This window comes from Lacinutrix sp. MEBiC02404 (genome assembly GCF_053601575.1).
This window is the reverse complement of sequence record NZ_JBSHNV010000220.1, coordinates 526022-550281: the sequence shown is the minus strand read 5'-3', so window position 1 is coordinate 550281 and position 24260 is coordinate 526022. Positions and strand designations below refer to the sequence as shown.

General features: G+C 32.8%; 25 protein-coding genes. 19 read left to right on the top strand and 6 right to left on the bottom strand.

What is annotated here, in order from left to right:
- Positions 1 to 3: 3 nt before the first annotated feature.
- The 9 genes from ACVCXO_RS16935 (at position 4) to ACVCXO_RS16895 (ending at position 8102) form a co-directional block, all read left to right on the top strand.
- Positions 4 to 1002 carry a PKD domain-containing protein gene (locus ACVCXO_RS16935; protein WP_452230775.1) on the top strand — a complete coding sequence of 333 codons (999 nt, stop codon included), beginning with the start codon at positions 4 to 6 and terminating at the stop codon, positions 1000 to 1002.
- A 28-nt stretch (positions 1003 to 1030) separates the two neighbouring features.
- Positions 1031 to 1933, top strand: a complete 903-nt coding sequence (locus tag ACVCXO_RS16930) for a polysaccharide lyase family 7 protein (RefSeq protein ID WP_452230774.1) — start codon at positions 1031 to 1033, stop codon at positions 1931 to 1933.
- 144 nt (positions 1934 to 2077) lie between these two features.
- Positions 2078 to 2779 (top strand): FadR/GntR family transcriptional regulator, encoded by a 702-nt coding sequence (locus tag ACVCXO_RS16925; RefSeq protein WP_452230773.1) that lies wholly within the window; start codon positions 2078 to 2080, stop codon positions 2777 to 2779.
- A 28-nt stretch (positions 2780 to 2807) separates the two neighbouring features.
- Positions 2808 to 4109: an MFS transporter gene (locus tag ACVCXO_RS16920; protein WP_452230772.1), complete on the top strand. Its 1302-nt coding sequence runs from the start codon at positions 2808 to 2810 to the stop codon at positions 4107 to 4109.
- A 43-nt stretch (positions 4110 to 4152) separates the two neighbouring features.
- The gene (locus tag ACVCXO_RS16915; protein ID WP_452230771.1) at positions 4153 to 4917 is read left to right on the top strand and encodes an SDR family NAD(P)-dependent oxidoreductase; all 765 of its coding nucleotides are present in this window, start codon (positions 4153 to 4155) and stop codon (positions 4915 to 4917) included.
- Between the two features lie 86 nt (positions 4918 to 5003).
- Entirely contained in the window at positions 5004 to 6026 is a 1023-nt protein-coding gene (locus tag ACVCXO_RS16910) for a PfkB family carbohydrate kinase (RefSeq protein WP_452230770.1), read from the top strand.
- Between the two features lie 9 nt (positions 6027 to 6035).
- Complete coding sequence (locus ACVCXO_RS16905; protein ID WP_452230769.1) at positions 6036 to 6704, top strand: bifunctional 4-hydroxy-2-oxoglutarate aldolase/2-dehydro-3-deoxy-phosphogluconate aldolase; 669 nt, start codon at positions 6036 to 6038, stop codon at positions 6702 to 6704.
- A gap of 6 nt (positions 6705 to 6710) precedes the next feature.
- Positions 6711 to 7238, top strand: a complete 528-nt coding sequence (locus ACVCXO_RS16900) for a LacI family DNA-binding transcriptional regulator (protein WP_452230768.1) — start codon at positions 6711 to 6713, stop codon at positions 7236 to 7238.
- A gap of 18 nt (positions 7239 to 7256) precedes the next feature.
- On the top strand, positions 7257 to 8102 hold the full coding sequence (locus ACVCXO_RS16895; protein WP_452230767.1) for a DMT family transporter: 846 nt from the start codon (positions 7257 to 7259) through the stop codon (positions 8100 to 8102).
- 59 nt (positions 8103 to 8161) lie between these two features.
- On the opposite strand, the gene ACVCXO_RS16890 is transcribed toward ACVCXO_RS16895, so the two are convergent.
- On the bottom strand, positions 8162 to 8494 hold the full coding sequence (locus ACVCXO_RS16890) for a single-stranded DNA-binding protein (RefSeq protein ID WP_452230766.1): 333 nt from the start codon (positions 8492 to 8494) through the stop codon (positions 8162 to 8164).
- 171 nt (positions 8495 to 8665) lie between these two features.
- Between ACVCXO_RS16890 and ACVCXO_RS16885 the strand changes: the two genes are divergently transcribed.
- The 3 genes from ACVCXO_RS16885 to ACVCXO_RS16875 all read left to right on the top strand — a co-directional run bounded on the left by ACVCXO_RS16885 (position 8666) and on the right by ACVCXO_RS16875 (position 10241).
- Positions 8666 to 9226 (top strand): HNH endonuclease, encoded by a 561-nt coding sequence (locus ACVCXO_RS16885; RefSeq protein ID WP_452230765.1) that lies wholly within the window; start codon positions 8666 to 8668, stop codon positions 9224 to 9226.
- 131 nt (positions 9227 to 9357) lie between these two features.
- Complete coding sequence (locus ACVCXO_RS16880; protein WP_452230764.1) at positions 9358 to 9888, top strand: GNAT family N-acetyltransferase; 531 nt, start codon at positions 9358 to 9360, stop codon at positions 9886 to 9888.
- A 2-nt stretch (positions 9889 to 9890) separates the two neighbouring features.
- On the top strand, positions 9891 to 10241 hold the full coding sequence (locus ACVCXO_RS16875) for a hypothetical protein (protein ID WP_452230763.1): 351 nt from the start codon (positions 9891 to 9893) through the stop codon (positions 10239 to 10241).
- 2 nt (positions 10242 to 10243) lie between these two features.
- Here the strand turns inward: ACVCXO_RS16875 and ACVCXO_RS16870 are convergent, their stop codons facing one another.
- Positions 10244 to 10708, bottom strand: a complete 465-nt coding sequence (locus tag ACVCXO_RS16870) for a CBS domain-containing protein (RefSeq protein ID WP_452230762.1) — start codon at positions 10706 to 10708, stop codon at positions 10244 to 10246.
- Between the two features lie 112 nt (positions 10709 to 10820).
- Between ACVCXO_RS16870 and ACVCXO_RS16865 the strand changes: the two genes are divergently transcribed.
- The gene (locus ACVCXO_RS16865) at positions 10821 to 13121 is read left to right on the top strand and encodes a M28 family peptidase (protein WP_452230761.1); all 2301 of its coding nucleotides are present in this window, start codon (positions 10821 to 10823) and stop codon (positions 13119 to 13121) included.
- Positions 13122 to 13174: 53 nt separating this feature from the next.
- Here ACVCXO_RS16865 and ACVCXO_RS16860 read toward each other — a convergent pair whose 3' ends face one another.
- The 3 genes from ACVCXO_RS16860 to ACVCXO_RS16850 form a co-directional block, all read right to left on the bottom strand.
- Positions 13175 to 15265 carry a M13 family metallopeptidase gene (locus tag ACVCXO_RS16860; protein WP_452230760.1) on the bottom strand — a complete coding sequence of 697 codons (2091 nt, stop codon included), beginning with the start codon at positions 15263 to 15265 and terminating at the stop codon, positions 13175 to 13177.
- A 144-nt stretch (positions 15266 to 15409) separates the two neighbouring features.
- Positions 15410 to 15940, bottom strand: coding sequence for a nuclear transport factor 2 family protein (locus tag ACVCXO_RS16855; RefSeq protein ID WP_452230759.1), 531 nt, complete (start codon positions 15938 to 15940; stop codon positions 15410 to 15412).
- Position 15941: 1 nt separating this feature from the next.
- Positions 15942 to 16457 (bottom strand): hypothetical protein, encoded by a 516-nt coding sequence (locus ACVCXO_RS16850; protein WP_452230758.1) that lies wholly within the window; start codon positions 16455 to 16457, stop codon positions 15942 to 15944.
- A gap of 144 nt (positions 16458 to 16601) precedes the next feature.
- Between ACVCXO_RS16850 and ACVCXO_RS16845 the strand changes: the two genes are divergently transcribed.
- The 4 genes from ACVCXO_RS16845 to ACVCXO_RS16830 all read left to right on the top strand — a co-directional run bounded on the left by ACVCXO_RS16845 (position 16602) and on the right by ACVCXO_RS16830 (position 20101).
- Complete coding sequence (locus ACVCXO_RS16845; protein WP_452230757.1) at positions 16602 to 17552, top strand: NAD-dependent epimerase/dehydratase family protein; 951 nt, start codon at positions 16602 to 16604, stop codon at positions 17550 to 17552.
- Between the two features lie 53 nt (positions 17553 to 17605).
- A complete protein-coding gene (locus ACVCXO_RS16840; protein ID WP_452230756.1) occupies positions 17606 to 18208 on the top strand; it encodes a hypothetical protein in 603 nt (200 codons plus the stop codon).
- A gap of 199 nt (positions 18209 to 18407) precedes the next feature.
- Positions 18408 to 19529, top strand: a complete 1122-nt coding sequence (locus ACVCXO_RS16835) for a hypothetical protein (RefSeq protein ID WP_452230755.1) — start codon at positions 18408 to 18410, stop codon at positions 19527 to 19529.
- 62 nt (positions 19530 to 19591) lie between these two features.
- A complete protein-coding gene (locus tag ACVCXO_RS16830) occupies positions 19592 to 20101 on the top strand; it encodes a hypothetical protein (RefSeq protein ID WP_452230754.1) in 510 nt (169 codons plus the stop codon).
- A 30-nt stretch (positions 20102 to 20131) separates the two neighbouring features.
- Here the strand turns inward: ACVCXO_RS16830 and ACVCXO_RS16825 are convergent, their stop codons facing one another.
- Entirely contained in the window at positions 20132 to 21382 is a 1251-nt protein-coding gene (locus ACVCXO_RS16825) for an NAD(P)/FAD-dependent oxidoreductase (protein ID WP_452230753.1), read from the bottom strand.
- A gap of 111 nt (positions 21383 to 21493) precedes the next feature.
- On the opposite strand from ACVCXO_RS16825, the gene ACVCXO_RS16820 reads away from it, so the two are divergent.
- A complete protein-coding gene (locus tag ACVCXO_RS16820; protein ID WP_452230752.1) occupies positions 21494 to 23023 on the top strand; it encodes an HAL/PAL/TAL family ammonia-lyase in 1530 nt (509 codons plus the stop codon).
- Positions 23024 to 23126: 103 nt separating this feature from the next.
- Complete coding sequence (locus ACVCXO_RS16815) at positions 23127 to 24254, top strand: WG repeat-containing protein (protein WP_452230751.1); 1128 nt, start codon at positions 23127 to 23129, stop codon at positions 24252 to 24254.
- Positions 24255 to 24260 lie beyond the last annotated feature (6 nt).

Genomic DNA, 24260 nt, shown 5'->3' with positions numbered 1-24260 from the left:
ACAATGAAAAAACAATTAAAAAATAGTTTTTGGGTTATCGTTGCAATGGCAACCGTGACCTTAATTAATAGCTGTGACGATTTTGAACAATTCGAACCAATTGGTGAAAATTCTATAGAAGATGCAACGCCTCCAAATGCTTTCTTTTCTTATTCACAAGGACAAGGTGTAGGAGAAGCTTGGAAAGGTTACACATTTGCCAATGCTTCTACAAGTGCTACAACTTACGCTTGGAATTTTGGTAATGGAGATACATCAACAGATGTAGATGGCGCTACTGTTTATCCGGGTGAAGGTACATATACGGTTTCTTTAACTGCTTCAGATAATTTAGGAGTAGTAAGTACCTATTCAGAAACATTTGACGTGGTAGAGCCGGAAGAACTTTTAGTTGCAAACCCAACTTTAATCAATGCCGATTTTGATAAACTTCCTAAAAATAATGGAAACTCAAGTGACTGTGCATGTTCTGGATGGGATAATGATGATATAGGAGAACAAGGAGAGTCTAGCTCTGGTAATGGTGGTACAAATAACGTTCTTAAATTTGACAATAACGAACCAGATCATATCTATCAAGAGTTTGCCGTTACGCCAAATGCAGAGTATTCTATAGCGATAGTTACCTCTTTTAAAAGCTTAGAAAACAACACACCTCCAATGGATAGCAGGCTTGAAGTACGAGTTTTATCTGGAGCAGGGTACGTTAGTGGTTACACACCTATTTATTATGCTACTGCTACAGAATATCCAAGTTCTGGTTATGGTTATGCAACCGTTGCTCAAGTGGAGGATGCCACAAACAATCTTTTAACAGAAACAATAACCAATCCAGGTAATGATGACTATTTTACAACCACGTATACTTTCGAAGCAGGAGCTAATAATAGCGTTGCTCTTTTCGTAAGAGGTTTAGGAGGAGCTGCAGGAGGAGAATACGGATATAATAGTGGTGATGAAGAAATACGAGCAGACTCGGTAACTATTACAGCCCTTAACTAATTATAAATAAATTTAAAAACTGAATCAAATGCGCATAAAAATTAAATTAATAGCATTATTCGTATTTGCTTCAGTCTTAAATGGGAATTGCCAATCTAATAAAACAGTTACTGAAGCCAAAGTAGAATCTAAAAAGAAGAAGAAAAAAAATAAAAAGTATAAACTTCCAGAAATAGATTTAACGCATTGGTCATTAACAATTCCAGATGGAGAAAATGGAAAAGCAAAAAGTTTTAAAGGAAAAGATGTTGTTGTTAATTATGCAACCAATGAAGAAATAAAACCTTACATGTACAATGATTCTACTAAAGGAGCTTTAGTATTTTATGCATATCCTAGTAAGGCAACTACCGCGAACACCAAATACTCTAGATCAGAGCTAAGAGAGCAAATGATTCCTGGAAACAACAATGTTAACTGGACCTTTAAGCAAGGTGCTTACATGAAAGGTACATTAGCAATGGATGAGGTAACACGAGATAGTGACGGTAAATACCATAGAGTAATTATTATGCAAATACACGGAAGACTTACAGATGCCCAAAGAGATTTAATTGGTCAAAAAGATAATAATGCTCCTCCAATGTTAAAAATATACTGGGATAAAGGTAAAATTAGAGTAAAAACTAAAGTGCTTAAAGATTTAAATGCTACCGAAGAAGAAATGCTACGTGAAGATGCTTGGGGAGATGATGACGGTTTTAATTTTGAACAAGAAGTAGGCTTTAAAAAATTCACTCTAGAAGTAGAAATATCGGATGGTAAAATGGTTATCATTTTAAACAAAAACGAATATAAAGTGTATGAAAATATACACATGAAAAAATGGGGAGTATTTGAAAACTACTTTAAAGCAGGAAACTATTTTCAAAGTAGAGATAAAGATGCTTTTGCTAAAGTTAGATATTACGATTTAGAAGTCACACATTAAAAATATTTTGATTAGTCTTATTGTGATTTAGTTAAGCTTTAAAGGTCTATAAAAGGCCTTAAAGTTTGGCTTATAGATTATACTTCTATTCGATTTTAGTAAATTTAGCCACTTAAACAAAACAGCAATAAAAAACATTAATTTATGAAATTAGAGGTCACTACAAAAACGGAAAAATTTGATGTCCAAAAACATATCATTGCTAGTATTCGAGATTTAATAAACTTAAAAAATCTAGAACCTGGAGATAAACTACCTGCAGAGCGTGTACTAGCCGAAAAATTTGAAGTGTCTAGAAGTAATGTTAGAGAAGCTATTCAAAAACTAGAGTTATATGGCTTACTAAAATCTATTCCGCAAAGCGGAACATTTGTAGCAAACATTGGTGTCATTGCCATGAATGGTATGATTAACGATATTTTAAGATTAGAGGATCCAGATTTCAAATCACTAGTGGAAACTAGAATCTTATTAGAATTAAAAACAGTACGATTAGCCGCGATAAGAAGAACGGAAGCGGATTTAAAAAAAATGAAAGCAACAATAGATGCATATTCCAAAAAGGTTTTAAATGGGGAAGATGCTGTTCAAGAAGACTTATTATTTCACTTAGCTATAGCTAAAGCAAGTGGCAATAGCTCTATGAATACTTTCATGTTAATTATTACACCTGAAATTATTACCAATTTTGAAAAATATCATGTTTGTAATAAAAACTTAGCACAAAAAGGTATTGAAGAACACCAAGCTATTTACGATGCCATTGAAAGGCAAGATCCGCAATTAGCAAAACAAAAAATGAAAGATCATTTTAGTGAATTATATCAATACTGTTATAAGGATTAAAAATATAAACTAACTAGACGAAACAAGCATGAAGGTAAAAGGACTAAGATGGTGGGTAGTAGGACTTGTGGCTTTGGCTGCAGTTATTAATTACATAGATAGACAAGCTTTTGGAGCGCTTTGGCCAGACATAGCTAATGATTTATTTCCAGAAATGGATAAGGATGGACATAAAGCAATCTATGGTACAATTTCAACAGTATTCATACTTTCATATGCTGGAGGTCAAGCCCTTTTTGGTAAAATTTTTGATTGGATAGGAACCAGAATTGGTTTTGCAATTTCGATTGGTGTATGGTCTATTGCTACTCTAATGCATGCATTTGCTCAAGGATTGTTAAGTTTTGGAATTTTCAGATCTATATTAGGGATTGCGGAAGCAGGAAATTGGCCTGGTGCCGCTAAAGCTAATGCAGAATGGTTTCCAACTAAAGAAAGAGCTCTTGCTCAAGGAATCTTTAATTCAGGAGCAGCTATAGGAGGTATCGTAGCATATCCAGTGATCGGGCTATTATCTGTTTATTTCGATTGGAAGGCAATATTTATAGTTGTAGCAGTACTTGGGTTTTTATGGTTACTACCTTGGTTATACGTAGTAAAAGGAGCTCCAAAATCACACCCTTGGTTGACAGATGATGAAAAAAAATATATTCTATCCGGACAAAGAAATCAGGATATTGATGAAGATGGTAGTTTTGATGAAGGTTACGCTCCCGACACTAGCCAATTACTAAAACATAAAGAGAGTTGGGGAGTAATAATAGCATCCGCAGCAATTGATCCTATTTGGTGGCTATTTATCGTTTGGATACCAATCTACCTTTCTGAAGTTTTTGGAATGGATGTTAAACAAATAGCATTCTCGGCGTGGGTACCATATGTTGGTGCAATGATTGGAGCTATTTTTGGTGGTTTACTTGCCAAAAATAGAATTACAGCAGGATGGTCTGTAGATAAAACACGAAAAATGACGATCACTTTAGGTTGTTTAATAATGATTCCATGCTTCTTCCTATTAAAAGCACCTGCATCTGCTATGCAAGCAGTGATTATTATGGCTGTTTTACTTTTTGGATTTCAAGTAGCAATAGGTAATATACAAACTTTACCAAGTGATCTTTTTAGCGGAAAAATAGTAGGCACATTGTCAGGTTTTGCAGGTATGGCAGCCAAACTTGGTGCAGCTGGACTTACCATTTTAGTTACATTCATCACGACAGGAGGAAATTATACACCTGCTTTTTTAATAGGTGGCGCTTTAGCTATAATAGCGCTTTTAGCGGTTTGGTTATTATGCCCTAAAATAGAGCCTTTAAAACCTAAAGAATAATTAGAAAAAATAAAAAAAATATTAAAGAATAAAATTAGAAAAAATGAATAAAGCAAAAGAAAAAGTAGCTATCGTTACAGGTGCCACAGGAGGTATTGGTTTTGAAGTAGCAAAAAGATTAGGTAAAGATGGGTATACGGTAATTTTAAACGGTATAGATGATAAAGCTGGAGCTGAAAAACTGAAAGCGCTTACCGACGAAGGAATTACAGCAGAATACCATGGCTTTGATGTTACGAATGAAGCGGAAGTAACTTCTAACATTCAAGCAATTGGAAATAAGTATGGAAGAATTGACGTACTTGTGAATAATGCAGGTGGATTAGGTGGACGTTCTAGATTTGAAGAAATGACTACTGAGTTTTACAAAAATGTTATGGCTTTAAACTTGGATTCTGTTTTTTATGCATCCAGAGCTGCAATACCTTTCCTGAAAAATGGAGAACACCCTTCTATAATTAATTATACCTCTAATGCAGGATGGACTGCTGGTGGACCTGGAGCAGGAATCTACGGAACATCTAAAGCTGGAGTTCATGCAATTACTAGAGCATTAGCAAAAGATTTAGCAGAATATGGTATTAGAGTTAATGCTGTATCTCCAGGTACTATTGATACGCCATTTCATGCACAAATTAAAGCAACAAAACCAGAAGTTTTTGCTTCATGGGCAAACAATATTATGTTAGGTAGATTAGGACAACCAGAAGATGTGGCTGGAGTTGTTTCTTTCTTAGCAGGTAAAGATGCGTCATTCATAACTGCGGAAACAATCCAAATTGGTGGCGGACAAGCATTAGGAATCTAGAATTAGATATTTAAAAAGCCAAATAGAATTATTATGTAATAAAACTATTTGGCTTTTATTTAAAAGTAATAAATTAAATTCAAGAAATGAGTAAGATCGTCACATTTGGTGAAATTATGTTAAGACTTTCCACAGAGCGCCATTTAAGATTTTCGCAAGCAAAAAAGTTTGCAGCCTCTTATGGTGGTGGAGAATTTAACGTAGCAGTATCCTTAGCAAATTATGGTATTACTGCCGAATTTGTTACTAGATTACCAAAAAATGAAATTGGAGCTTGTGCATTAAAAGAGATGCGCAAATTCAATGTAGAATCTAAAAATGTTATTTACGGTGGCGATAGACTCGGTATCTATTACCTAGAAACTGGTGCTGGAACTCGTGGTAGCAACGTAGTTTATGATAGAGCACATAGTTCTATGGCAACTATTGAAAAAGGTTCTATAGATTGGGAATCCGTTTTAAAAGATGCGACATGGTTTCATTGGAGTGGTATTACTCCTGCTATTTCTCAGTCTGCTGCAGACGAATGTTTAGAAGCAATCAAAGTGGCACATAAATTAGGCGTTACTATCTCTTCCGATTTAAATTATAGATCCAAATTATGGCAATACGGAAAAGAACCAAAAGAAGTAATGCCAGAACTTTTAAAGTATAGCAATATTATTTTAGGAGATATTGATACGGCATTTTTTATGTTAGGAAAAGATAAAGCAAATCCGAACTATCAAGACGAAAAATCGTTACCTTATTTATACGATCAAATATTTAAATCATGTCCTAACTTAAATACTGCAGCTACAACGCTAAGGTATTCTGTCAGTGCATCACACCAACGTATTGGCGGTATTTTATACGATGGTAAAACTATTTATAATGCAGATGTTAAAGAAGTAACTCCTGTTGTAGATAGAGTTGGTAGTGGAGATGCTTTTATGGGTGGATTAATTTACGGATTAGTAAACAACGCTACCGATAAGCAAAAAGCGTTAAATATTGCGGTAGCAGCTTGCTGCTTAAAACACACCATTTCTGGTGATTGTAATTTAATTACACTAGATGAAATTGATAAATTATTAAATGGCGATGCCTCAGGAAAGGTTTCCAGATAAAAAAATAAAATGGCACAATACTCAAGAATTGAAGTTGCAACAGTAATGCAAAATACAGGCTTAGTTCCTTTATTTTATAATGAAGATATAGAAGGAAGTAAAAAAATAGTAAAAGCTTGTTACGATGGTGGAGCAAGACTTTTAGAGTTTACAAGTAGAGGCGATTTTGCATTCGAAGTTTTTGCAGCACTTAATAAATACGTAATAGCAGAATTACCAGGAATGATAATGGGAGTTGGTTCGGTTACAGATGCAGCCGCTGCTTCCCTCTATATGCAATTAGGTGCAAATTTTATTGTAACACCTGTTTTAAGAGAAGACATTGCTATGGTATGTAACAGAAGAAAAGTATTATGGTCTCCTGGTTGCGCAACATTAACAGAAATAGCAAAAGCGGAAGAACTTGGTTGTGAAATAGTAAAATTATTTCCTGGTAATGCGTATAACCCTAGCTATGTTAAAGCAATAAAAGGACCACAACCTTGGACTAGTATTATGCCCACTGGTGGTGTAGAACCAACACAAGAAAGTTTATCTTCATGGTTTAATGCCGGAGTTACTTGCGTAGGAATAGGATCTAAACTTATAGCCAAAGATACAGCTGGTAATTACGATTTGGAAAAAATAAAAGCGCTTACAAAAACGTCCATAGACATTATACAAAAGCTAAAAAACTAACTGTTAATGTATCAATCTACAGTAACACTTAAAAGTATATCCATTTTATCTGGGTTCTCTGTTTCTACAGTCTCTAAGGCTTTAAATGACAAAACGGACATAAGTTCTAAAACTAGAACCCTAATAAAAACTATTGCCCAAAAACACAATTATGTGCCAAACTTTACTGCTTTATCTTTAAGAAAGCAGCAAACTAAAACGCTAGCAATAATTGTTCCCGAAATAGCAGATTCTTTTTATGGCTGCATCATTTCAGAAATACAAAAATTCTCTTTTAAACACGGGTATAGATTACTTGTGTTTCAATCTTTCTCTTCTCAAAAAAAAGAAGAACAATGCTTAAAAAACATAAATGATGGTAGTGTAGATGCTGCCATTATGGTCTCCAATTTCAAACAAGATAATTCTTCTATTTTTATTAATAACCAATTACCAATTGAGTATATTGAAATTTCAAACACAACAAATAGAAAAGAACTTAAAAAAGAGGTCATTGTAAGTTTTAAAGCATCTCTTAAACGCTTAATTAGTTAGCGCAATATAATTTAGTTTATGCACAAAAAAGCTATAATCTATATGTCTATTAGTGCTTTAGCCTTTGCACTACTAAATGTTTTTGTTAAAAAATTAGGTGATTTTAATGTCTATCAAATCGTTTTTTTTAGATCTATTGGCTCTTTAATTTTCACCATTCCTTATCTTTTAAAAAACAAAATCTCCTTTCTTGGTAATAAAAAAGCACTTCTAGTCGCAAGAGGACTCGTTGGTTTTGCTGGTATGACCTTATTTTTTATGGCAATAAAACATCTGTCTATGGGTTCTGCGGTTTCTATTCGATATATATCTCCCATTTTTTCTGCTTTATTTGCACTGTTTTTACTTAAAGAAAAAATAAAATATATTCAATGGCTCTGTTTTGGTATCGCGTTTTTTGGAGTTGTTCTTTTAAAAGGGTTTGATAATCAGATGAACAATATTGGCTTAATGCTTGCGGTAATATCTGCTATATTTACAGGTCTAGTTCCTATTATAATTCGTAAAATTGGAACAAGAGATCACCCAATAGTTATTGTTAATTATTTTATGATAATATCTGCCGTTATTGGAGGTCTCTTAGCCATAAATAATTGGAAAAACCCAATAGGTTTAGAATGGTTATTACTGCTAAGTCTTGGTGTTTTTGGGTACTTCGGACAAGTTTACATGACCAAGGCATTGCAAAGTAGCGAAATAAACCAAATAGCGCCATTAAAATATATTGAAGTTATTTTCACCATGATCATTGGTGCGGTTTGGTTAAATGAAAACTACAGCTTACTAAGTTTATTTGCCATTCTTTTAATTATAATAGGATTAGTTTTAAATGTAATGGTAAAGCAGTCTAAAAAAGTAAGTTGATTTTTAAGCTAAAAAAAAGCGACCTAAGCCGCTTTTTATTTGCATTATTTAACCATATATTACTTCCCAAACATCAACAATTCAGTACAAACCACTTCTGTCATGTAGCGTTTCACACCTTCTTTATCATCCCAACTTCTAGTAGTAAGCTTCCCTTCTATTGCAATTTCTTTTCCTTTGGTAACATACTTTTCTACTATCTCCGCAGTTTTACCCCAAGCTACCACATTGTGCCACTGCGTATCTGTTACTTTTTCGCCTTTTGCATTTTTATAACTTTCATTGGTTGCGATAGAAAATCTTGCTAACATTTTACCAGTTTCTAAATTAATGATTTCTGGATCGTTTCCTAAGTTTCCAATTAACTGTACTTTGTTTCTTAACGTATTCATAAGATAAGGTTTTTATTATATTGAATTTCATTAGTTCCATTCAACACTGCAAAGATGAAACAACACACAAATTTTATTCGGTTGTTACGCACTTAAAATCGTTTGTAAATGTTTGTAGTCGTTTGCAAACGAATAATTTCGTATATTTAAAACCTCTAAAAACACTTAATTATGTTAACCAAATTACCTGGTGAACACTGGCAACTGATTTCAAAAGATACTTGGCATAGTAAAGAAAAGTACCATGTATCTTCCTTGGGAAGAGTTTACAGTGAAAAGCATCAACAATTAAAACTAAACTTTAGATGTTCTGTAATTAATGGTTACGAAGCATTTTCAGCAATAAAAAAAACTGGAAAAACAGATTTAGTTTATGTACATCGTATCATGGCGAAATCATTTATAGACAACCCAGAAGAAAAACCTTTTGTAATTCATAAAGATTTTGACAAAAAAAATAATGAGATTTCTAATTTGTCCTGGGCTACTCGAAAAGAGGTTACCACGCACAATTTGAAAAACCCTCTAGTTATAGAAGGCAAAAGAAAACGGAAAAAAAACACAAGACATTTTAAGTTATCCGAAGCCAAAGTAAAGATGATTAAACGAAAATTATTCGACCCAAATCGTAAAACTAGAATGCGTTTAATTGCTAAGCAATTTGGTATTTCTGAAATGCAGTTATACCGAATTAAATCTGGAGAAAACTGGGGACATGTTACCGATTTCTAAGTGCATTATCATGTAGTATTCGTTTACTTTCAAAAGAAAAATAAACAAAAAATTCTGAAATAATTAATGATATGCTTATGGAAGAAAATGGTAAAATGGAAGAGGTACAATTCAGCTACAAAAGAGAATAAATGAAATTTCATATAGAAACAGAAAGACTCCTTTTAAGAGAACTTAGACTAACAGACCTTGAAGGAATGTTTGCTTTAGATTCGGATCCTGAAGTACATAAATATCTGGGTAATAAACCGGTAAAAACGATAGCGGAATCTCAAAAAATACTGGAAAGCGTATTCACGCAATACAAAGAAAGAGGCATTGGTAGATTTGCTGTTATAGAAAAGGGTACAGGTGATTTTGTTGGCTGGTCTGGCTTACGTTTAAACACCGAATACAACATGAATGGTTTTACGAAATATTATGATGTTGGTTACCGACTTATAAAACGGTTTTGGGGAAAAGGCTATGCAACCGAATCTGGAAAAGCGTCTTTAGATTATGCTTTTAATATATTAAAACTACCAGAAATATATGCTACTACAGAAATAGGAAATGAAGCTTCGCATAACGCATTATTAAAAATAGGTTTGCATTATGTGGAAGACTTTTATTTTGAACAAGAGCAAATGAACTTACGTTGGTATACACTAGAAAATAAATAACGATGAAAAAACAGTGCCCAGAATGTGGTGATAAAATTATTGGAAGAATAGACAAGAAATTTTGTAGCGATGCATGTAGAAATGCATACAATAATAGTGTAAATAAAGACAGTAAGAATTTAATACGCAACACCAACAATAGATTGCGAAAAAACTACAGAATTCTAGAAGCGCTAAACCCAGAGAAAAAAACAAAAAGCTCTAGAGCAAAACTTATAGAAAAAGGTTTTGACTTTAATTACTTTACAAGTATCTACACTACCAAAGCAGGAACAGTCTACTACTTTGTATACGATCAAGGTTATTTGCCTTTAGAAGGGGATTATTATGCTTTGGTAAAGCGAGAAAGTTAAGTTTACTTCCAAGTATGCCCTTTTAATTGTAAAGCAGCTTTAAGAATATCTTTTTGACTAATCTGGCCAACTAATTTACCGTTTTCTAATATTGGAAAACGTCTATGCTTAGATTCTAAAAACATATTGGCAGCATCAAAAATATTCATATTACCATCCATAGTGTCCACATTTTTAACCATGCGTTTCTCTACATTGTCTTGTGCCATTGGCATATTATAATATCTACTTTCGCTAATTTGTTTTAAACAATCTCCTTCACTAATAATGCCAACCAATTCGTTGTTTGCATTTACAACGGGTCCTCCAGAAATTTTATTCATAATAAGGGATTCTATAACTTCATCCACAGATTGCTCTGGTCTAAAAGTGATTAAATTCTTGGTCATATAATCACTTACTTTTAATTGCGTTTGGTCTACAGCACTCTGCTGTTTCCTTGCTCCTTGAAAACTTTTTATACCCATAATATTAGCTTTTAATAAACTTGAATATACTGATTTTAAGCGATTTATCCTAAAAGAAAAAATCCTAATTATTATTTCCTATTTTTATAGGTAAATATCATATCCCAGAAACATGTTTAAAAAATTTATTGCAATCCTAATTATAGTCCTTGCTGTCTATTGCAGTTTTGATGCTTTACTACCAAATACAATTTCGACAATAGACGCACCTGAAACTTCTTTTTCTACCCAACGCGCATTAATCCAATTAAAAGAAATTTCTAAAAAACCACATTTTCTAGGCAATCAAGCACACCAAGAAGCGAGAGATTATATAATAAAAGAACTCGAAAAGCTTGGATTAGAAACTCAAATACAAGAGGATTACTCTATGAGTCCATGGGGAAATTTATCGAAGCCTAAAAACATTTTAGCAAGAATAAAAGGAAGTGATAACAGTAAAGCTTTGCTCCTACTTTCACATTATGATAGCAATCCGCATTCTTCTTTTGGAGCTAGTGACGCCGGTTCTGGAGTGGTCACTATTTTAGAAGGTATTCGCGCATTTTTAGCAGAAAATAAAACGCCGAAAAATGATATCATTATTCTAATTTCCGATGGTGAAGAACTAGGATTAAATGGTGCAGATATTTTTGTAAACAGGCATCCTTGGTCGAAAGATGTTGGTTTGGTTTTAAATTTTGAAGCGCGTGGTTCTGGCGGACCAAGTTATATGCTTATTGAAACCAACCAAGGAAACGCAAACTTAATGAAAGAGTTTGTAAAGGCTAATCCCGAATTCCCAGTTGCAAACTCCTTGGCATATAGTATTTATAAAATGCTTCCTAATGATACCGATTTAACGCGTTTTAGAGCAGATAAAGATATCGACGGTTTTAATTTTGCCTTTATTGATGACCATTTTGATTACCACACCGCTTTAGATACCTATGAAAGATTAGATAGAAATACTTTAGAGCATCAAGGTTCTTACCTCATGCCACTACTACATCACTTTAGTAATGCCAACCTTAACAATGTTAAAAGTACCGAGGATTATATTTACTTTAATATCCCTATTTTTAAAACGGTTATTTATCCTTTTTCGTGGATTTGGCCCATGTTAATTTTAGGTGTTATTGGATTTATCGCACTACTTATTTACGGGTTTAAAGAGAAATCCCTTAATGCAAAAGACATACTTAAAGGATTTATTCCATTTTCTTTAAGCCTTGTTATTGGAGGTTTATTTACTTTTTTTGGTTGGGAAATTTTAAAACTTCTGTATCCCAAATACCAAGAAATGCTTCATGGCTTCACCTATAATGGTCACGCTTACATTGCAGCATTTACTTGTTTAACTTTGGCTATCTGTTTTTATAGTTATCATGTATTTAAAGGTTCTGAAAAACCAATAAACCTACTCATCGCTCCATTAGTTTTCTGGTTGCTTATTTGTGTATTAGTTGCTCTACAACTAGAAGGTGCTAGCTTTTTTATTATTCCGGTATACTTTGGTTTATTAAGCTTGTTTTTAATGATTAGACAACAAAAACCTAGTCTTATTCTTTTAGCGTTATTAGCAATTCCGGTATTGTTTATTATGTCGCCTTTAGTAAAAATGTTTCCGGTTGGTTTAGGCTTAAAAATACTGTTTGTTTCTGCAATATTTGTGGTCCTAATTTTTGGGTTATTAGTTTCCGTATTCGGATTTCTAAAACACAAAAAACGATGGTCTTATTTGTTTTTATGCTTCGGAATTGGTTTTCTTATAACGGCACATTTTAACTCCAAATTCACCAAAGACACACCAAAACCAAACAGTCTTTTATATGTTTTAGATACCAATGAAAACACAGCGGTTTGGGCAACCTATGATGCTCTTTTAGACAGTTGGACGGAAGGTTTTTTAACAGACAATCCAGACCGTGCAACGGCACTTTCTAAAAACACGATTGGTAGTAAGTACAAGTCTAGTTTTACGTTTACAAAAAACGCTGCAGTAAGAAATATTCCAAAACCTAAGATTGAAATATCCCACGATACAATTATTAATGGCGAACGAAAAATTGCAATCTGCGTAACCTCTCAACGAAATGCAGCGCGTTTTGAAATCTTTTCAGACAGCACTAACATTTTTAATTCTTTTGTAATAAACGGTATCTCTGCTAAGAAAGACGAAACTACCGGAACTGTTTTTAAGGAAAGATTAAACAATCGCTTATTTAGTTATTACGTGGCAGACAATGAGCCTTTAGACATGATTTTAACGGTTCCTGTTTCGCAAAAAACAAGTATACAGGTTTATGAAGCTACTTACGATTTACTAACAAATAAAGAGCTTAATGTAACGCAACGGGAAACATATATGATGCCAAAACCCTTTATACTAAATGATGCTATTGTAACCAAAAACAGTATTGTTATAGAATAAAAAAAGGCAACTCTAACGAGTTGCCTTTTTTAAAATACTATATCTTAAAAATCTTACCAGATTCTTACTCTATCTTCTGGAGCGATGTACATTTTATCTCCTTCTTTAATACCAAACGCTTCATAAAAAGCATCTATATTTAATAAAGGTTGTACTGCTCTATTCATTCCTGGAGAATGTGAATCTGTTTTAATTCTAGTCTTTAAAGCTTCATCACGCATTTTAATTCTCCAAACGGTTGCCCAAGACATAAAGAAACGTTGTTCTGCTGTGTATCCATCAATATCTGCTGGTCTGTTTCCTTCAAAACTCATTTGTAAAGCATCATAAGCAGCAAGAACACCACCTAAATCACCAATGTTTTCCCCTAAAGTGAATGCACCATTAATATTGGTTTCTGGTAAAACTTCAATAGCACTATATTGATCTGCTAATGCTTTTCCTAAACCTTCAAATTGCGTCAAATCTTCATCTGTCCACCAGTTATTTAAGTTTCCATCTTTATCATATCTAGAACCAGAATCGTCAAAACTATGTGAAATCTCATGACCAATAACGGCTCCAATTCCTCCATAATTTACAGCATCATCTGCAGTATAGTTATAAAAAGGTGCTTGTAAAATAGCTGCTGGAAAAACAATCTCGTTGTATGCAGGATTAAAATATGCATTCACTACTTGTGGTGCCATATACCATTCACTTTTATCTACAGGCTTCCCTAATTTGTCTATATCTTTTTTAAAGTTCCAAGCGCTAGCATTTAAAGAGTTTTGAAGATAAGAACCTCCATCTTCTACACTACTAATATCTAAAGCGGAATAATCTTTCCATGTGTCTGGATATGCAATTTTAACTTTCGTTGCTCTTAGTTTTTCAATCGCTTTTTCCTTCGTTTCTGGACTCATCCATTCCAACTTATTGATTCTGTGTTCGAAAGCTAAAATGACGTTTTTAATCATTTTTTCTGCTTTCACTTTCGCTTCTGGCGGGAATTTTTTATCCACATAAAGTTTCCCTAAAGCTTCACCAATAGTTCCATTTAAAGAACCTAAAGCTCTTTCATCTCTTGCTCTTTGCGCTTTAGATCCATTAAGCTCTTTTCCGTAAAACTCCCAATTAGCAGTTTCAATATCTGTACTTAAAAATCCAGCAGCGCCATTAAAAGCATCCCATTTTAAATATGCCTTCCAATCACTAACGTTTCCTTCTGCTAATACTTCTTGTAATCTATTAAAGTATCCTAAGTCCCCAATAATTACAGTGTCTAATTCTTTAACACCAATACCAGATAAAAAGTTTTTCCAGTTTACTGCAGGAACCATTTTTTGAACATCTGCAATAGAGCGAGGATTGTAACGTTTACGAGCATCACGACGATCTACTTTATCCATTTTAGCTTCTTCCAATCTAGTTTCGAAAGCTAAAATCTGATTTGCTTGCGCATTTGCATCGGCTTCACTATCTCCTAAATATTGTAACATTCTAGTGATATGTGCTACATATTTTTCTCTTTTCTCTTTAGAATCTGCATCGTCTTTTACATAATAATCTCTATCTGGTAATCCGGTACTTCCTCCTCCTAAATAGGCAACATTTCTGTTACTATCTTTCGGGTCGCTACCAACACCAAACCCGTATAAACCTGCACCACCTTTTGGTTCCATTTCAATCATGAAGGCTTGTAGGTCATCTACATTCTTAATCGCTTCAATTTTTGCTAAATATGGTTTTATTGGATCAATACCAGCTTCGTTTCTGCTAATAGTATCCATTATCGTTTGGTAGTAGAATACTGCTTTTTCTTGGTCAGAACCAGGAAGTACTTGAATATTCCCTAAGTCTTTATTATCTGACATAGCAGATTTTAAAATAGCTAAGGCATCATCATCTGTTTTTTTACGCAGTTCTTGAAAACTTCCCCAAGTTGCTTGATCATCTGGGATTTCGTTGTTTTCTAGCCATTTCCCGTTAACGTGTTTGAAAAAATCTTCGCTAGCAGGTATGCTAGTATCCATATAATCTAAGTTGATTCCTGGCGTTTTTTCTACTACAGCAATTTCTTTTTTAGCTTCTTCTTTACAAGATACTAATCCTAAAAAAGCGACAGCACTAAATAGTGATAGTTTTTTAAAGTTGGTTTTCATTTATAATTAGTGTTTAATTTTGGTTACAATTTAATACTAAATAGACTGCTAAATATTAATTCCGTTACATCTTAACAAAAAATTAATAAAAAAAAAGCCTAACTATAAATAGAAAGGCGCTTACTGGAATAAAACATAATAAAGCTAATCCATAGCCTTATCTAATAGATTTTTAGCGTACAGGCTATCCCACTCTTTTTTAATTTTCACTACCTCATTTACATTGTCATTAGGTATTGTAATAGACAAAACATAGTGTGCAATTTTCCATGTATTATCTTCCCGTTTTAGAACGCCAGATCCTCTACAAATTTTCATTTGCGTATCTAGTAACTCATCAAACCATGCCGTGTTTTTATCTTCCGATATATAAATATTTCTTTCTATTGCAGTAAAATTCCATGCTTTCCCTTTATCAAAATACGGTTTTGAAAAAGCTTTAAAAGCTTCGTTTTGCCAATTTTCGGTAGCATCTGTACCTATAAAAACACCATCTTTAGTCATTAAATTAAAGTAGGCATCCAAGTTTGCTTCCGCAGCAGCTTTATGCCAAGCATCTAAATTGGTATTAATTTCTTTTTTAATCTCTGAAGAGGAAATCTTCTGTTTCTCTTCTACTTTCTTAGTGCAAGATGTAATTACTACTAATAAAAAGAAGACATATGCATGTTTCATATTAATAGGGCTTTTCAATTTTTTGAGCTTCTTTTTCAAACTTCTTATTTATTTGAAGATTAAGATTTGAAAATGCAGTTAAAAAATCTCTAACCACTAAAAGCGTTTCCTTTTTTCCTGGTTGCGATAAATTAACAACACCTTCTAGCTTTAGCATCTGCGTTTCTAACGCAACTAATCTAGCCTGGATTGCTGGTGTATCTACTTCTTCTGGAATGGTTTCATTTAAGTCCTTAATAAAAGCGATTAGCAATTCATTATTGTCCTTAAAAAAAGACAAATCAGCTTGATTTACTTTTAAAATTAGATCATTTAATTCGGTATACTTTTGCCAAAATTCTGGGGAGTTTTTTGTTTTAGCATCTAGAATAAACTGGGTATATTTAAGTTTAGATATGTCTTCTTTCGTTATTTTTAGAGAAATTTCATCTTTGGTAGTTTCTAACTCTTGTGTTGCATCTGTTTTCTTACATGAAAAAAAACAAAATATGAAGGTAATGTATAGTAATGCTTTCATTTATAATTAACTATTGTGTTTACAAATATATTGTATTCTTTACTTTTATTATTAAATACTTTAGACTGTTATTATTTTAAGTGAATTTTATATTTTCTTCTTTAAAAACTTGTTATTTTTGACCACCTTAAATTTCAGGAATTAATGACTTCAAAAATTTTAATTATTGGCGCTTGCGGACAAATTGGTTCTGAGCTTACGTATAAACTTAGAGACATTTATGGTGTAGATAATGTTATTGCAAGTGACATTAATACCAGAAAATTAGAACTAGTAAATGCTGGTCCTTTTGTAATTCTAGATGCTAAAAACTTTAATGCTATTAAAGATTGTTGCATAAACCATAACGTGAAAACAGTCTATCTTATGGCTGCTTTACTAAGTGCAACGGGTGAAAAATACCCAATGGAAGCTTGGGATCTAAATATGAATTCTCTTTTTCATGTATTAAATTTAGCCAAAACAAAACAAATTGATCATGTGTTTTGGCCATCCAGTATTGCTGTTTTCGGACCAACAACTCCTAAAGAAGACACTGCGCAACATACCATTATGGAACCTTCAACGGTTTACGGAATAACAAAACAAGTTGGTGAACGTTGGTGCGAATATTACCATGAAAAATATGGTGTAGATGTTAGAAGTATTCGTTATCCAGGAATTATTAGTTGGAAAACGTTACCTGGAGGAGGAACCACAGATTACGCGGTAGAAATTTATCATGAAGCACTAAAAAACAAAGCTTACGAATGTTTTTTAAGTGAAGACACAAAACTTCCAATGATGTTTATGGATGATGCTATAAAAGCCACAGTAGACATTATGCAAGCCGAACCAGATACGCTTAGCATTAGATCTTCCTACAATTTAGCTGCAATTAGTTTTACACCTCAAGAAATTGCTGCTTCTATACAAAAGCAGATTCCAGATTTTAAAATTACCTATAAACCAGATTTCAGACAAGCTATTGCAGATTCTTGGCCAAAAAGTATAGATGATAACATTGCAAAAAAAGATTGGAACTGGAAACATGCCTTTTCACTAGAAGATATTACCAAAGAAATGCTTTCACAATTAAGCAAAACAAAAGGTTAATTTTAACTTTAGCATAATATTCGTTATTTTAGCGGGAATCTAAATTCATAAAAATGAAAAAACAATTATCTCTTATTTTAGTATTATTATGTTCTACAGCACTTTTGGCGCAAAAAGCAAACGTTCAAAAAGGCGATTGGGAAAGCCTTAAAGGCATCACTGCATACAATGTAGAATTTGATTATTCAAACCTTGAAATCCCTAAGTACGATAGCGAAGAAGCATTTTTAAAAGATAAAATGGCGAAACGCGAGGAAAAAGAAGCAGGTACTGGAGAGAAATTTAAAGCATCTTGGTTTTCAGATAGAGAAGAGTTTTATGAGCCAAATTTTATTGAAACCTTTAACGATAGAATTAAAGATGGCATGGTTAAAGTTGGTAAAGATATAGGTGCTGAATACACAATGAAAATCCATACTACCTTCATGTACCCTGGATACAATGTTGGTGTCGTTAGAAAAAATTCTAAATTAGAGCTTACTTTATCGGTTTATAAAACAGATAGCCCATCGGATGTTATATTCTCTGTAGATTATACAAAAATAGAAGGTCAAGGAAAAGGTGGTTACGATTTTAATTCTGGTCAACGAATTGCCGATGCTTACATCATTTTTGGTAGAGCATTTGCTAAACACCTTTATAAGAACACAAAATAGTATATAGCTGTTTTTAGTATTTAAAAAGCGAACCAATAGGTTCGCTTTTTCTTTTAGCACCAATCTTAACCGTTCATGAAATACTCTCATTAACCAATACTTTTATAAACCAACTGACTAAATTCTTCCTTTAAAACTATCTTTTTGAAGATGATAAATATTTGGTTATGTTTGTAAGAGTTAACCTATAAATATCCTTATGAAAAAGATATACCTGCTTCTTTGTCTTTGTTTTTATGTTTTTGCTGCGAACGCTCAAAATGAAATATCACCTGATTATAATTTTAATGTAAGTGCTCCTTATCCAGTTTATGATGCTCCCGTAAAATATTATTTCAATAAAGGCAATGAAATTCTTTCGGTAAAACCTTGGAAAAAACAGCTCGTAATTCAAAAATTTGGAGTAGAAGGTTTAAACCTTATTTCAGAAAAAAAATATAAAGACTTCCCAGACAACTATGTAGTTGAAGGCATGCTAGAGCTACAAGACAAATACTATTTCTTTTACTCTTCTTGGTCTGGCAAAAAAACCAAACAAGAACGTTTATACTACAGAGAAATTAATTTTAGCACTGGAGCGTTTATTGGTGAAGCAAAAAACCTGATTACTGTTCATGGTAAATTAGCTGGTTCGCCAAAACGAAGCTACACGAATTCTGGTTCTTTCTTTGGTAGTGGTATTGTCAATAAATTTAGTTTCTTAACATCTAAAGATGCTTCTAAAATTTTGATTCAGTACAGACGCAAACCTACAGTAAAAAGAGACACCAAGAGTTATGATATTATAGGCGTTAACGTATTCAACTCGGCATTAGAGAAGTTATGGTCTGAAGACTATAAAATGCCTTATACCGAAAGAAAAATGGACATCTTAGATTATGCTGTAGATTCTAGAGGAAAAGGATATATGGTAGTACGCGTATTTCATGATGATAGTAATGATGACAAAAAGAGAGATAAAAGTAATTACCATATTGAAATGTTGGCTTTTTCGGAAAACAATTCTGAAATTCAAAAATCGAAAATGAATTTAGAGGATAAATTTATTAATGGTATTTCTCTTTTTGAATTGGATAATGACTTAATGGTTTGTGCAGGTTTTTACAGCAAACTAGTAAGTGGTTCCGAAAAATCACATAGAGGAAAAGATTTAAAAAGAGGAAATGCCGATGGCCTATTTACTTTTAAGCTTTCCAAAGAAGGCACTATTGTAGATCAAAACACTTATGAAATTCCAGCGGAAATAATTGGCCAATATTTAGGCAAAAGAGGCAAAAAAAAGATAAGAAAGACAAAGCAGAATTTGTCGATTTACTTTTAAAAGATCTAATTATTAATCCAGATGGTAGTCTTTTATTAATTGGAGAACAAACCTATGTTCAAGTGCACCATAATTTTAATCAATATGGAGGTGGCGGCGAATCTTACACCTTCCACTATAAAGATATGCTTGTTGCTAAAATAGATACTTCTAGTAAATTAGCTTGGATGAAAAAACTTCCAAAAAGGCAAAGTGGATCTCCTAAAATGTTTGGTAGTATTTATGATACTAGTAAAATTTATCAAGGAGGAATGTCTTATTCTTATCTGTTTACCAAAGGGAATCACTATTTAATTTTCTTAGACAATGTAAAAAACATAGATCTTTCACTTTATGAAGTACCCGCAACGCATACCGATGGCAAAGGTGGTTACTTAACAGCATATAAGATTAATGATGCTACAGGAGCCGTTTCTAAAGACAATATTCTAGACACAAGAAATGTAACAAATAAGCTAGAGGTTTTTCAATTTAGCAACAACAGAGTTATTAAAACTGCGGATAACCAATTTGTAATTGAGTTTTATAAAAAGAAAAAAGAAGACGTTTTAATTAAAGTTGAAATTAAATAAGTCTTCTCTAATGAAAAGCAAAAAGCGAACCTAAAGGTTCGCTTTTTCTTTTACTTCCATATCTATTAAATAGGCTAGATTTTTAACTAGTCTATCGTGTTTTCTTACAAAAGGATTGGTATCATCCCAAACATATCCTGCAAGTACCGCACAAATTTGTTTTTTAATATCTGGATTTTCTGGTCTATGAAAAAACAAGGTTTGCAAGTTTCCTGTGTACCATTCTTTTACATAGGTTGAAAATACATTTACACCTTTCATAATATAACCGGTGTAATCTGTTTCCCAATCTACCGTTTCGCCATTCAACTCTTTCGTTATAAGTTTTGCTGCTTTTAAGGCAGATTCTGTAGCAAAAGTCACTCCTGAAGAAAAAACAGGATCTAAAAACTCTGCGCTATTTCCTGTTAAAGCATAGCCTTTTCCATAAAGTTGGGTTACTGATTTAGCATAATTTTTAATAGTAACCGGCGGAAATTTAAATTCTAATCCTTCAAAACGCTTGTGGTAATATTTAGAAAGCTTCAGCATTTTCTGCATTCTTTCGGTAGTATCTCCTTCAAAAGAATCGATAAAATCGGTTAAACCAACAAAACCAATACTAGTATCTCCATTAGAAAAAGGGATTACCCAAAACCAAGTGTCTTTATCTAAAACGTCAAAAGTAATAATGGTTCCTTCTTCGCCTTCCGGTCTTTTTAAATCTTTTACATGTGTAAAAATCGAAGAATGTTCTGGTATCGAAGACGGTTTATCTAATCCAAGTATTCTTGGTAAAACGCGACCATAACCACTAGAATCTATAATGTGTTTTGCGTGTACTTTATATATAACGCCATTTTCATCTTTTATATTAGTAATAGAAGTGCCATCTGCATCAAACACAACATCTACCACTTCATTATTAAAAGCAATATCTACGCCTCTATTTACTAATTCGGTTGCAAGAATATTATCAAAATCTGCACGAGGCACTTGCCAAGTCCAATCCCAACCTTCGGTATGCTTTTTACTAAAATCAAAATTACAAACCACATCCTCTCTTAAAAACCGAGCACCATGTTTTTTTTCAAATCCGAAATCTTTCAAAACGTCTAAAAGACCAACTTCTTCAAAATGATCCATACATCTTGGTAGTAAGCTCTCTCCTATCACAAACCTTGGAAAGACACTCTTTTCCACTACTTTGACCTGCTTTCCTTGGTTGTGTAAGTAAGAAGCAGCAACGCAACCAGAAGGTCCAGCTCCTATAATTAAAACATCCACATGTATTTCATTCATAATCATTATAGTATTTTATCTTAATTATATTAAATTAGCGCACACAAAAATAACTACTTTACTTTTAGTTATTAAAATATTTATTAAAAATAGTCAGAATAAAACATATAGATGCTAACATTTAACGGAAAACTAGGATTAGAAGATTTTTACAAAATTATAATAGAAAACAGTAAAATTAAGGTAGCGGATTCTGTTTTTGAAACAGTAGAAGAAAGCTTTGATTTTCTGAAAAAATTCTCAGAAAACAAAGTAATTTATGGTGTAAACACTGGTTTCGGACCAATGGCACAATACAAAATTAAAGATTCAGAACGTATTCAATTACAATACAACTTAATTCGTAGTCATGCATCTGGAACAGGAAATCCAATTGCACCTCAGTATGTAAAAGCAGCTATGCTTGCTAGATTAAACACACTATCTTTAGGTAACTCTGGTGTACATAAATCTGTAATTGAGTTAATGTCAGAACTTATAAACAGAGACATTACTCCTTTAATTTATGAACATGGTGGCGTTGGTGCTAGTGGAGATTTAGTGCAACTTGCGCATTTAGCATTAGTTTTAATTGGTGAAGGAGAAGTATTTTATAAAGGAGAAAGATTAGAAACTGCAGTTGTTTTTGAAAAGGAAAATCTTAAACCTATCTCTGTAGAACTTCGCGAAGGTTTAGCCCTAATGAATGGTACTTCTGTAATGACAGGAATTGGTATTGTAAACACTATGTACACCAGACGTTTGTTAAATTGGATGATTTCTTGCTCTGCAGCAATTAATGAAATTGTAGAAGCATATGACGATCATTTATCGGAAGAATTAAACAATTCCAAAAAACATAAAGGACAACAAAATATTGCTAAAAGTATGCGTGAGCATTTAACAGACAGCAAACTTACTAGAAAAAGAGAGCATCATTTGTACGAAGCAAATAATGATGATGTTTCTGTTTTTCAAGATAAAGTACAAGAATATTATTCTTTACGTTGTGTACCACAAATTTTAGGTCCGGTTTTAGACACTTTAAGTAGTGTAGAAAATATTTTAATAGAAGAAGTAAACTCTGCAAATGATAATCCAATTGTAAATGTAGAAAAGAAGCACGTATATCACGGAGGAAACTTTCATGGTGATTATGTTTCTCTAGAAATGGATAAGCTTAAAATAGTAGTTACTAAAATGAGCATGCTTGCAGAAAGACAGTTAAACTATTTATTAAATCCTAGTTTAAATAATATACTTCCTGCCTTTGTAAATCTTGGTAAATTAGGATTGAATTTCGGTATGCAAGGTGTCCAATTTACAGCAACTTCTACAACTGCCGAAAACCAAACATTGTCCAACCCAATGTATGTACATTCTATTCCTAACAATAACGATAACCAAGATATTGTAAGCATGGGAACCAATGCAGCATTAATAACCAAAAAAGTTATTGAAAATGCATTTGAAGTTATGGCAATAGAATTAATCACTGTAATTCAAGCTATTGAATATTTAAAAGTTCAAGACAAAGTCTCCTCAAAAACTAAAAAATTGTATGATGAGATAAGAGAAATAGTTCCTATATTTACAGAAGACGTTACTATGTACCCTTATGTTAACCTTGTTAAAGATTATATCATTAACAATAAAGCATAAAAATAATTTATTATTACAATAGTATTTTAAACAAAACATTTCCCTAACCAAAGAAGTGCATACATCCTACTTGTAATAGATATTAACCATTAAATTTAAACACATGAAAACGAAATCGCTATTAATCGTATTACTCTTTTTAAGTGCAATAACTTTTGCTCAAGAATTAGCACTTGCTAATCAAGACGGCAAATTTGGCTACATTACTAAAACAGGAGATTGGCAAATTCAACCTAAATTCAAAGTAGCTAAAAACTTTTCTGAAGATTTAGCGGAAGCTATGAATGATAAAAAACAATGGGGATTTATCAACCGAAAAGGAGAATGGGCAATACAACCTGCTTTCGATAAAACCAAAGCATTCAACTCTGGTATCGCAATTGTGTTAAAAGACAAAGAATGGTTTTATATAAATACAAAAGGTGAAAAAGTATTAACCGATGTTACTACAGATAAAATTTACGATTTTGAAGAAGGTCTAGCACAAATTAGACATGAAGATAATGTTGGTTTTATAAACACTTCTGGCACCGTAGTTATTGAACCTAAATTTAACAAAGCTTTCGATTTTGAAAATGGTTATGCTAAAGTAAGAGAAGGTGAAAAATGGGGATTGATAGACAAAACTGGAAAGTATTTTGTAAAAACGGAATATGATGGCGTTAGCAAATTTTACAACGGAAATGTTACTGCAACAAAAGGAGAAACTCACGGTTTAATTATTAATGGACAATTTAAAGAAGTTCCTGGCGCACAAAAAATTTGGGATTTCTCTGTAAATGGAGACATTACTTACGCTAAGAAAAATGACAAAATTGGTTTCATTAATAAAAATGGAGAGTGGATTATTGAACCAACTTATGATAAAGTAAGAGCTTTTGTAAATGGCCTTGCTCCTGTTTCTAAAGACAAAAAATGGGGATATATTGATACTACGGGAAAAGTAGTTATTCCATTACAATATAGAGATGCAGAAATTTTTAGTAAAGACGGATTAGCTCCTATAAAAATCGATAAACTTTGGGGATTTATAAATACTTCCGGAGAACAAGTGATTACGGACAAATATGTTATTACAGCTGGAGGTTTCGCACTCTTTAAAAAGAATGCCGAAAAAGGTTTTATAAACGGTTTAGCTCGAGTGAAAGACAAAAAACTATGGGTTTTAATTAATACGAAAGGTGAAGTATTAAAAAACATGGAATTTAAACAACTAGAATTATTTAATTAACACCCC

What these genes read in the sequence shown, in the direction of transcription:
- ACVCXO_RS16935 (WP_452230775.1), top strand. Translation starts at nt 4, where the DNA reads ATGAAAAAACAATTAAAAAATAGTTTTTGGGTTATCGTTGCAATGGCA.
- ACVCXO_RS16930 (WP_452230774.1), top strand. Translation starts at nt 1,031, where the DNA reads ATGCGCATAAAAATTAAATTAATAGCATTATTCGTATTTGCTTCAGTC.
- ACVCXO_RS16925 (WP_452230773.1), top strand. Translation starts at nt 2,078, where the DNA reads ATGAAATTAGAGGTCACTACAAAAACGGAAAAATTTGATGTCCAAAAA.
- ACVCXO_RS16920 (WP_452230772.1), top strand. Translation starts at nt 2,808, where the DNA reads ATGAAGGTAAAAGGACTAAGATGGTGGGTAGTAGGACTTGTGGCTTTG.
- ACVCXO_RS16915 (WP_452230771.1), top strand. Translation starts at nt 4,153, where the DNA reads ATGAATAAAGCAAAAGAAAAAGTAGCTATCGTTACAGGTGCCACAGGA.
- ACVCXO_RS16910 (WP_452230770.1), top strand. Translation starts at nt 5,004, where the DNA reads ATGAGTAAGATCGTCACATTTGGTGAAATTATGTTAAGACTTTCCACA.
- ACVCXO_RS16905 (WP_452230769.1), top strand. Translation starts at nt 6,036, where the DNA reads ATGGCACAATACTCAAGAATTGAAGTTGCAACAGTAATGCAAAATACA.
- ACVCXO_RS16900 (WP_452230768.1), top strand. Translation starts at nt 6,711, where the DNA reads ATGTATCAATCTACAGTAACACTTAAAAGTATATCCATTTTATCTGGG.
- ACVCXO_RS16895 (WP_452230767.1), top strand. Translation starts at nt 7,257, where the DNA reads ATGCACAAAAAAGCTATAATCTATATGTCTATTAGTGCTTTAGCCTTT.
- ACVCXO_RS16890 (WP_452230766.1), bottom strand. Translation starts at nt 8,494, where the DNA reads ATGAATACGTTAAGAAACAAAGTACAGTTAATTGGAAACTTAGGAAAC.
- ACVCXO_RS16885 (WP_452230765.1), top strand. Translation starts at nt 8,666, where the DNA reads ATGTTAACCAAATTACCTGGTGAACACTGGCAACTGATTTCAAAAGAT.
- ACVCXO_RS16880 (WP_452230764.1), top strand. Translation starts at nt 9,358, where the DNA reads ATGAAATTTCATATAGAAACAGAAAGACTCCTTTTAAGAGAACTTAGA.
- ACVCXO_RS16875 (WP_452230763.1), top strand. Translation starts at nt 9,891, where the DNA reads ATGAAAAAACAGTGCCCAGAATGTGGTGATAAAATTATTGGAAGAATA.
- ACVCXO_RS16870 (WP_452230762.1), bottom strand. Translation starts at nt 10,708, where the DNA reads ATGGGTATAAAAAGTTTTCAAGGAGCAAGGAAACAGCAGAGTGCTGTA.
- ACVCXO_RS16865 (WP_452230761.1), top strand. Translation starts at nt 10,821, where the DNA reads ATGTTTAAAAAATTTATTGCAATCCTAATTATAGTCCTTGCTGTCTAT.
- ACVCXO_RS16860 (WP_452230760.1), bottom strand. Translation starts at nt 15,265, where the DNA reads ATGAAAACCAACTTTAAAAAACTATCACTATTTAGTGCTGTCGCTTTT.
- ACVCXO_RS16855 (WP_452230759.1), bottom strand. Translation starts at nt 15,940, where the DNA reads ATGAAACATGCATATGTCTTCTTTTTATTAGTAGTAATTACATCTTGC.
- ACVCXO_RS16850 (WP_452230758.1), bottom strand. Translation starts at nt 16,457, where the DNA reads ATGAAAGCATTACTATACATTACCTTCATATTTTGTTTTTTTTCATGT.
- ACVCXO_RS16845 (WP_452230757.1), top strand. Translation starts at nt 16,602, where the DNA reads ATGACTTCAAAAATTTTAATTATTGGCGCTTGCGGACAAATTGGTTCT.
- ACVCXO_RS16840 (WP_452230756.1), top strand. Translation starts at nt 17,606, where the DNA reads ATGAAAAAACAATTATCTCTTATTTTAGTATTATTATGTTCTACAGCA.
- ACVCXO_RS16835 (WP_452230755.1), top strand. Translation starts at nt 18,408, where the DNA reads ATGAAAAAGATATACCTGCTTCTTTGTCTTTGTTTTTATGTTTTTGCT.
- ACVCXO_RS16825 (WP_452230753.1), bottom strand. Translation starts at nt 21,382, where the DNA reads ATGAATGAAATACATGTGGATGTTTTAATTATAGGAGCTGGACCTTCT.
- ACVCXO_RS16820 (WP_452230752.1), top strand. Translation starts at nt 21,494, where the DNA reads ATGCTAACATTTAACGGAAAACTAGGATTAGAAGATTTTTACAAAATT.
- ACVCXO_RS16815 (WP_452230751.1), top strand. Translation starts at nt 23,127, where the DNA reads ATGAAAACGAAATCGCTATTAATCGTATTACTCTTTTTAAGTGCAATA.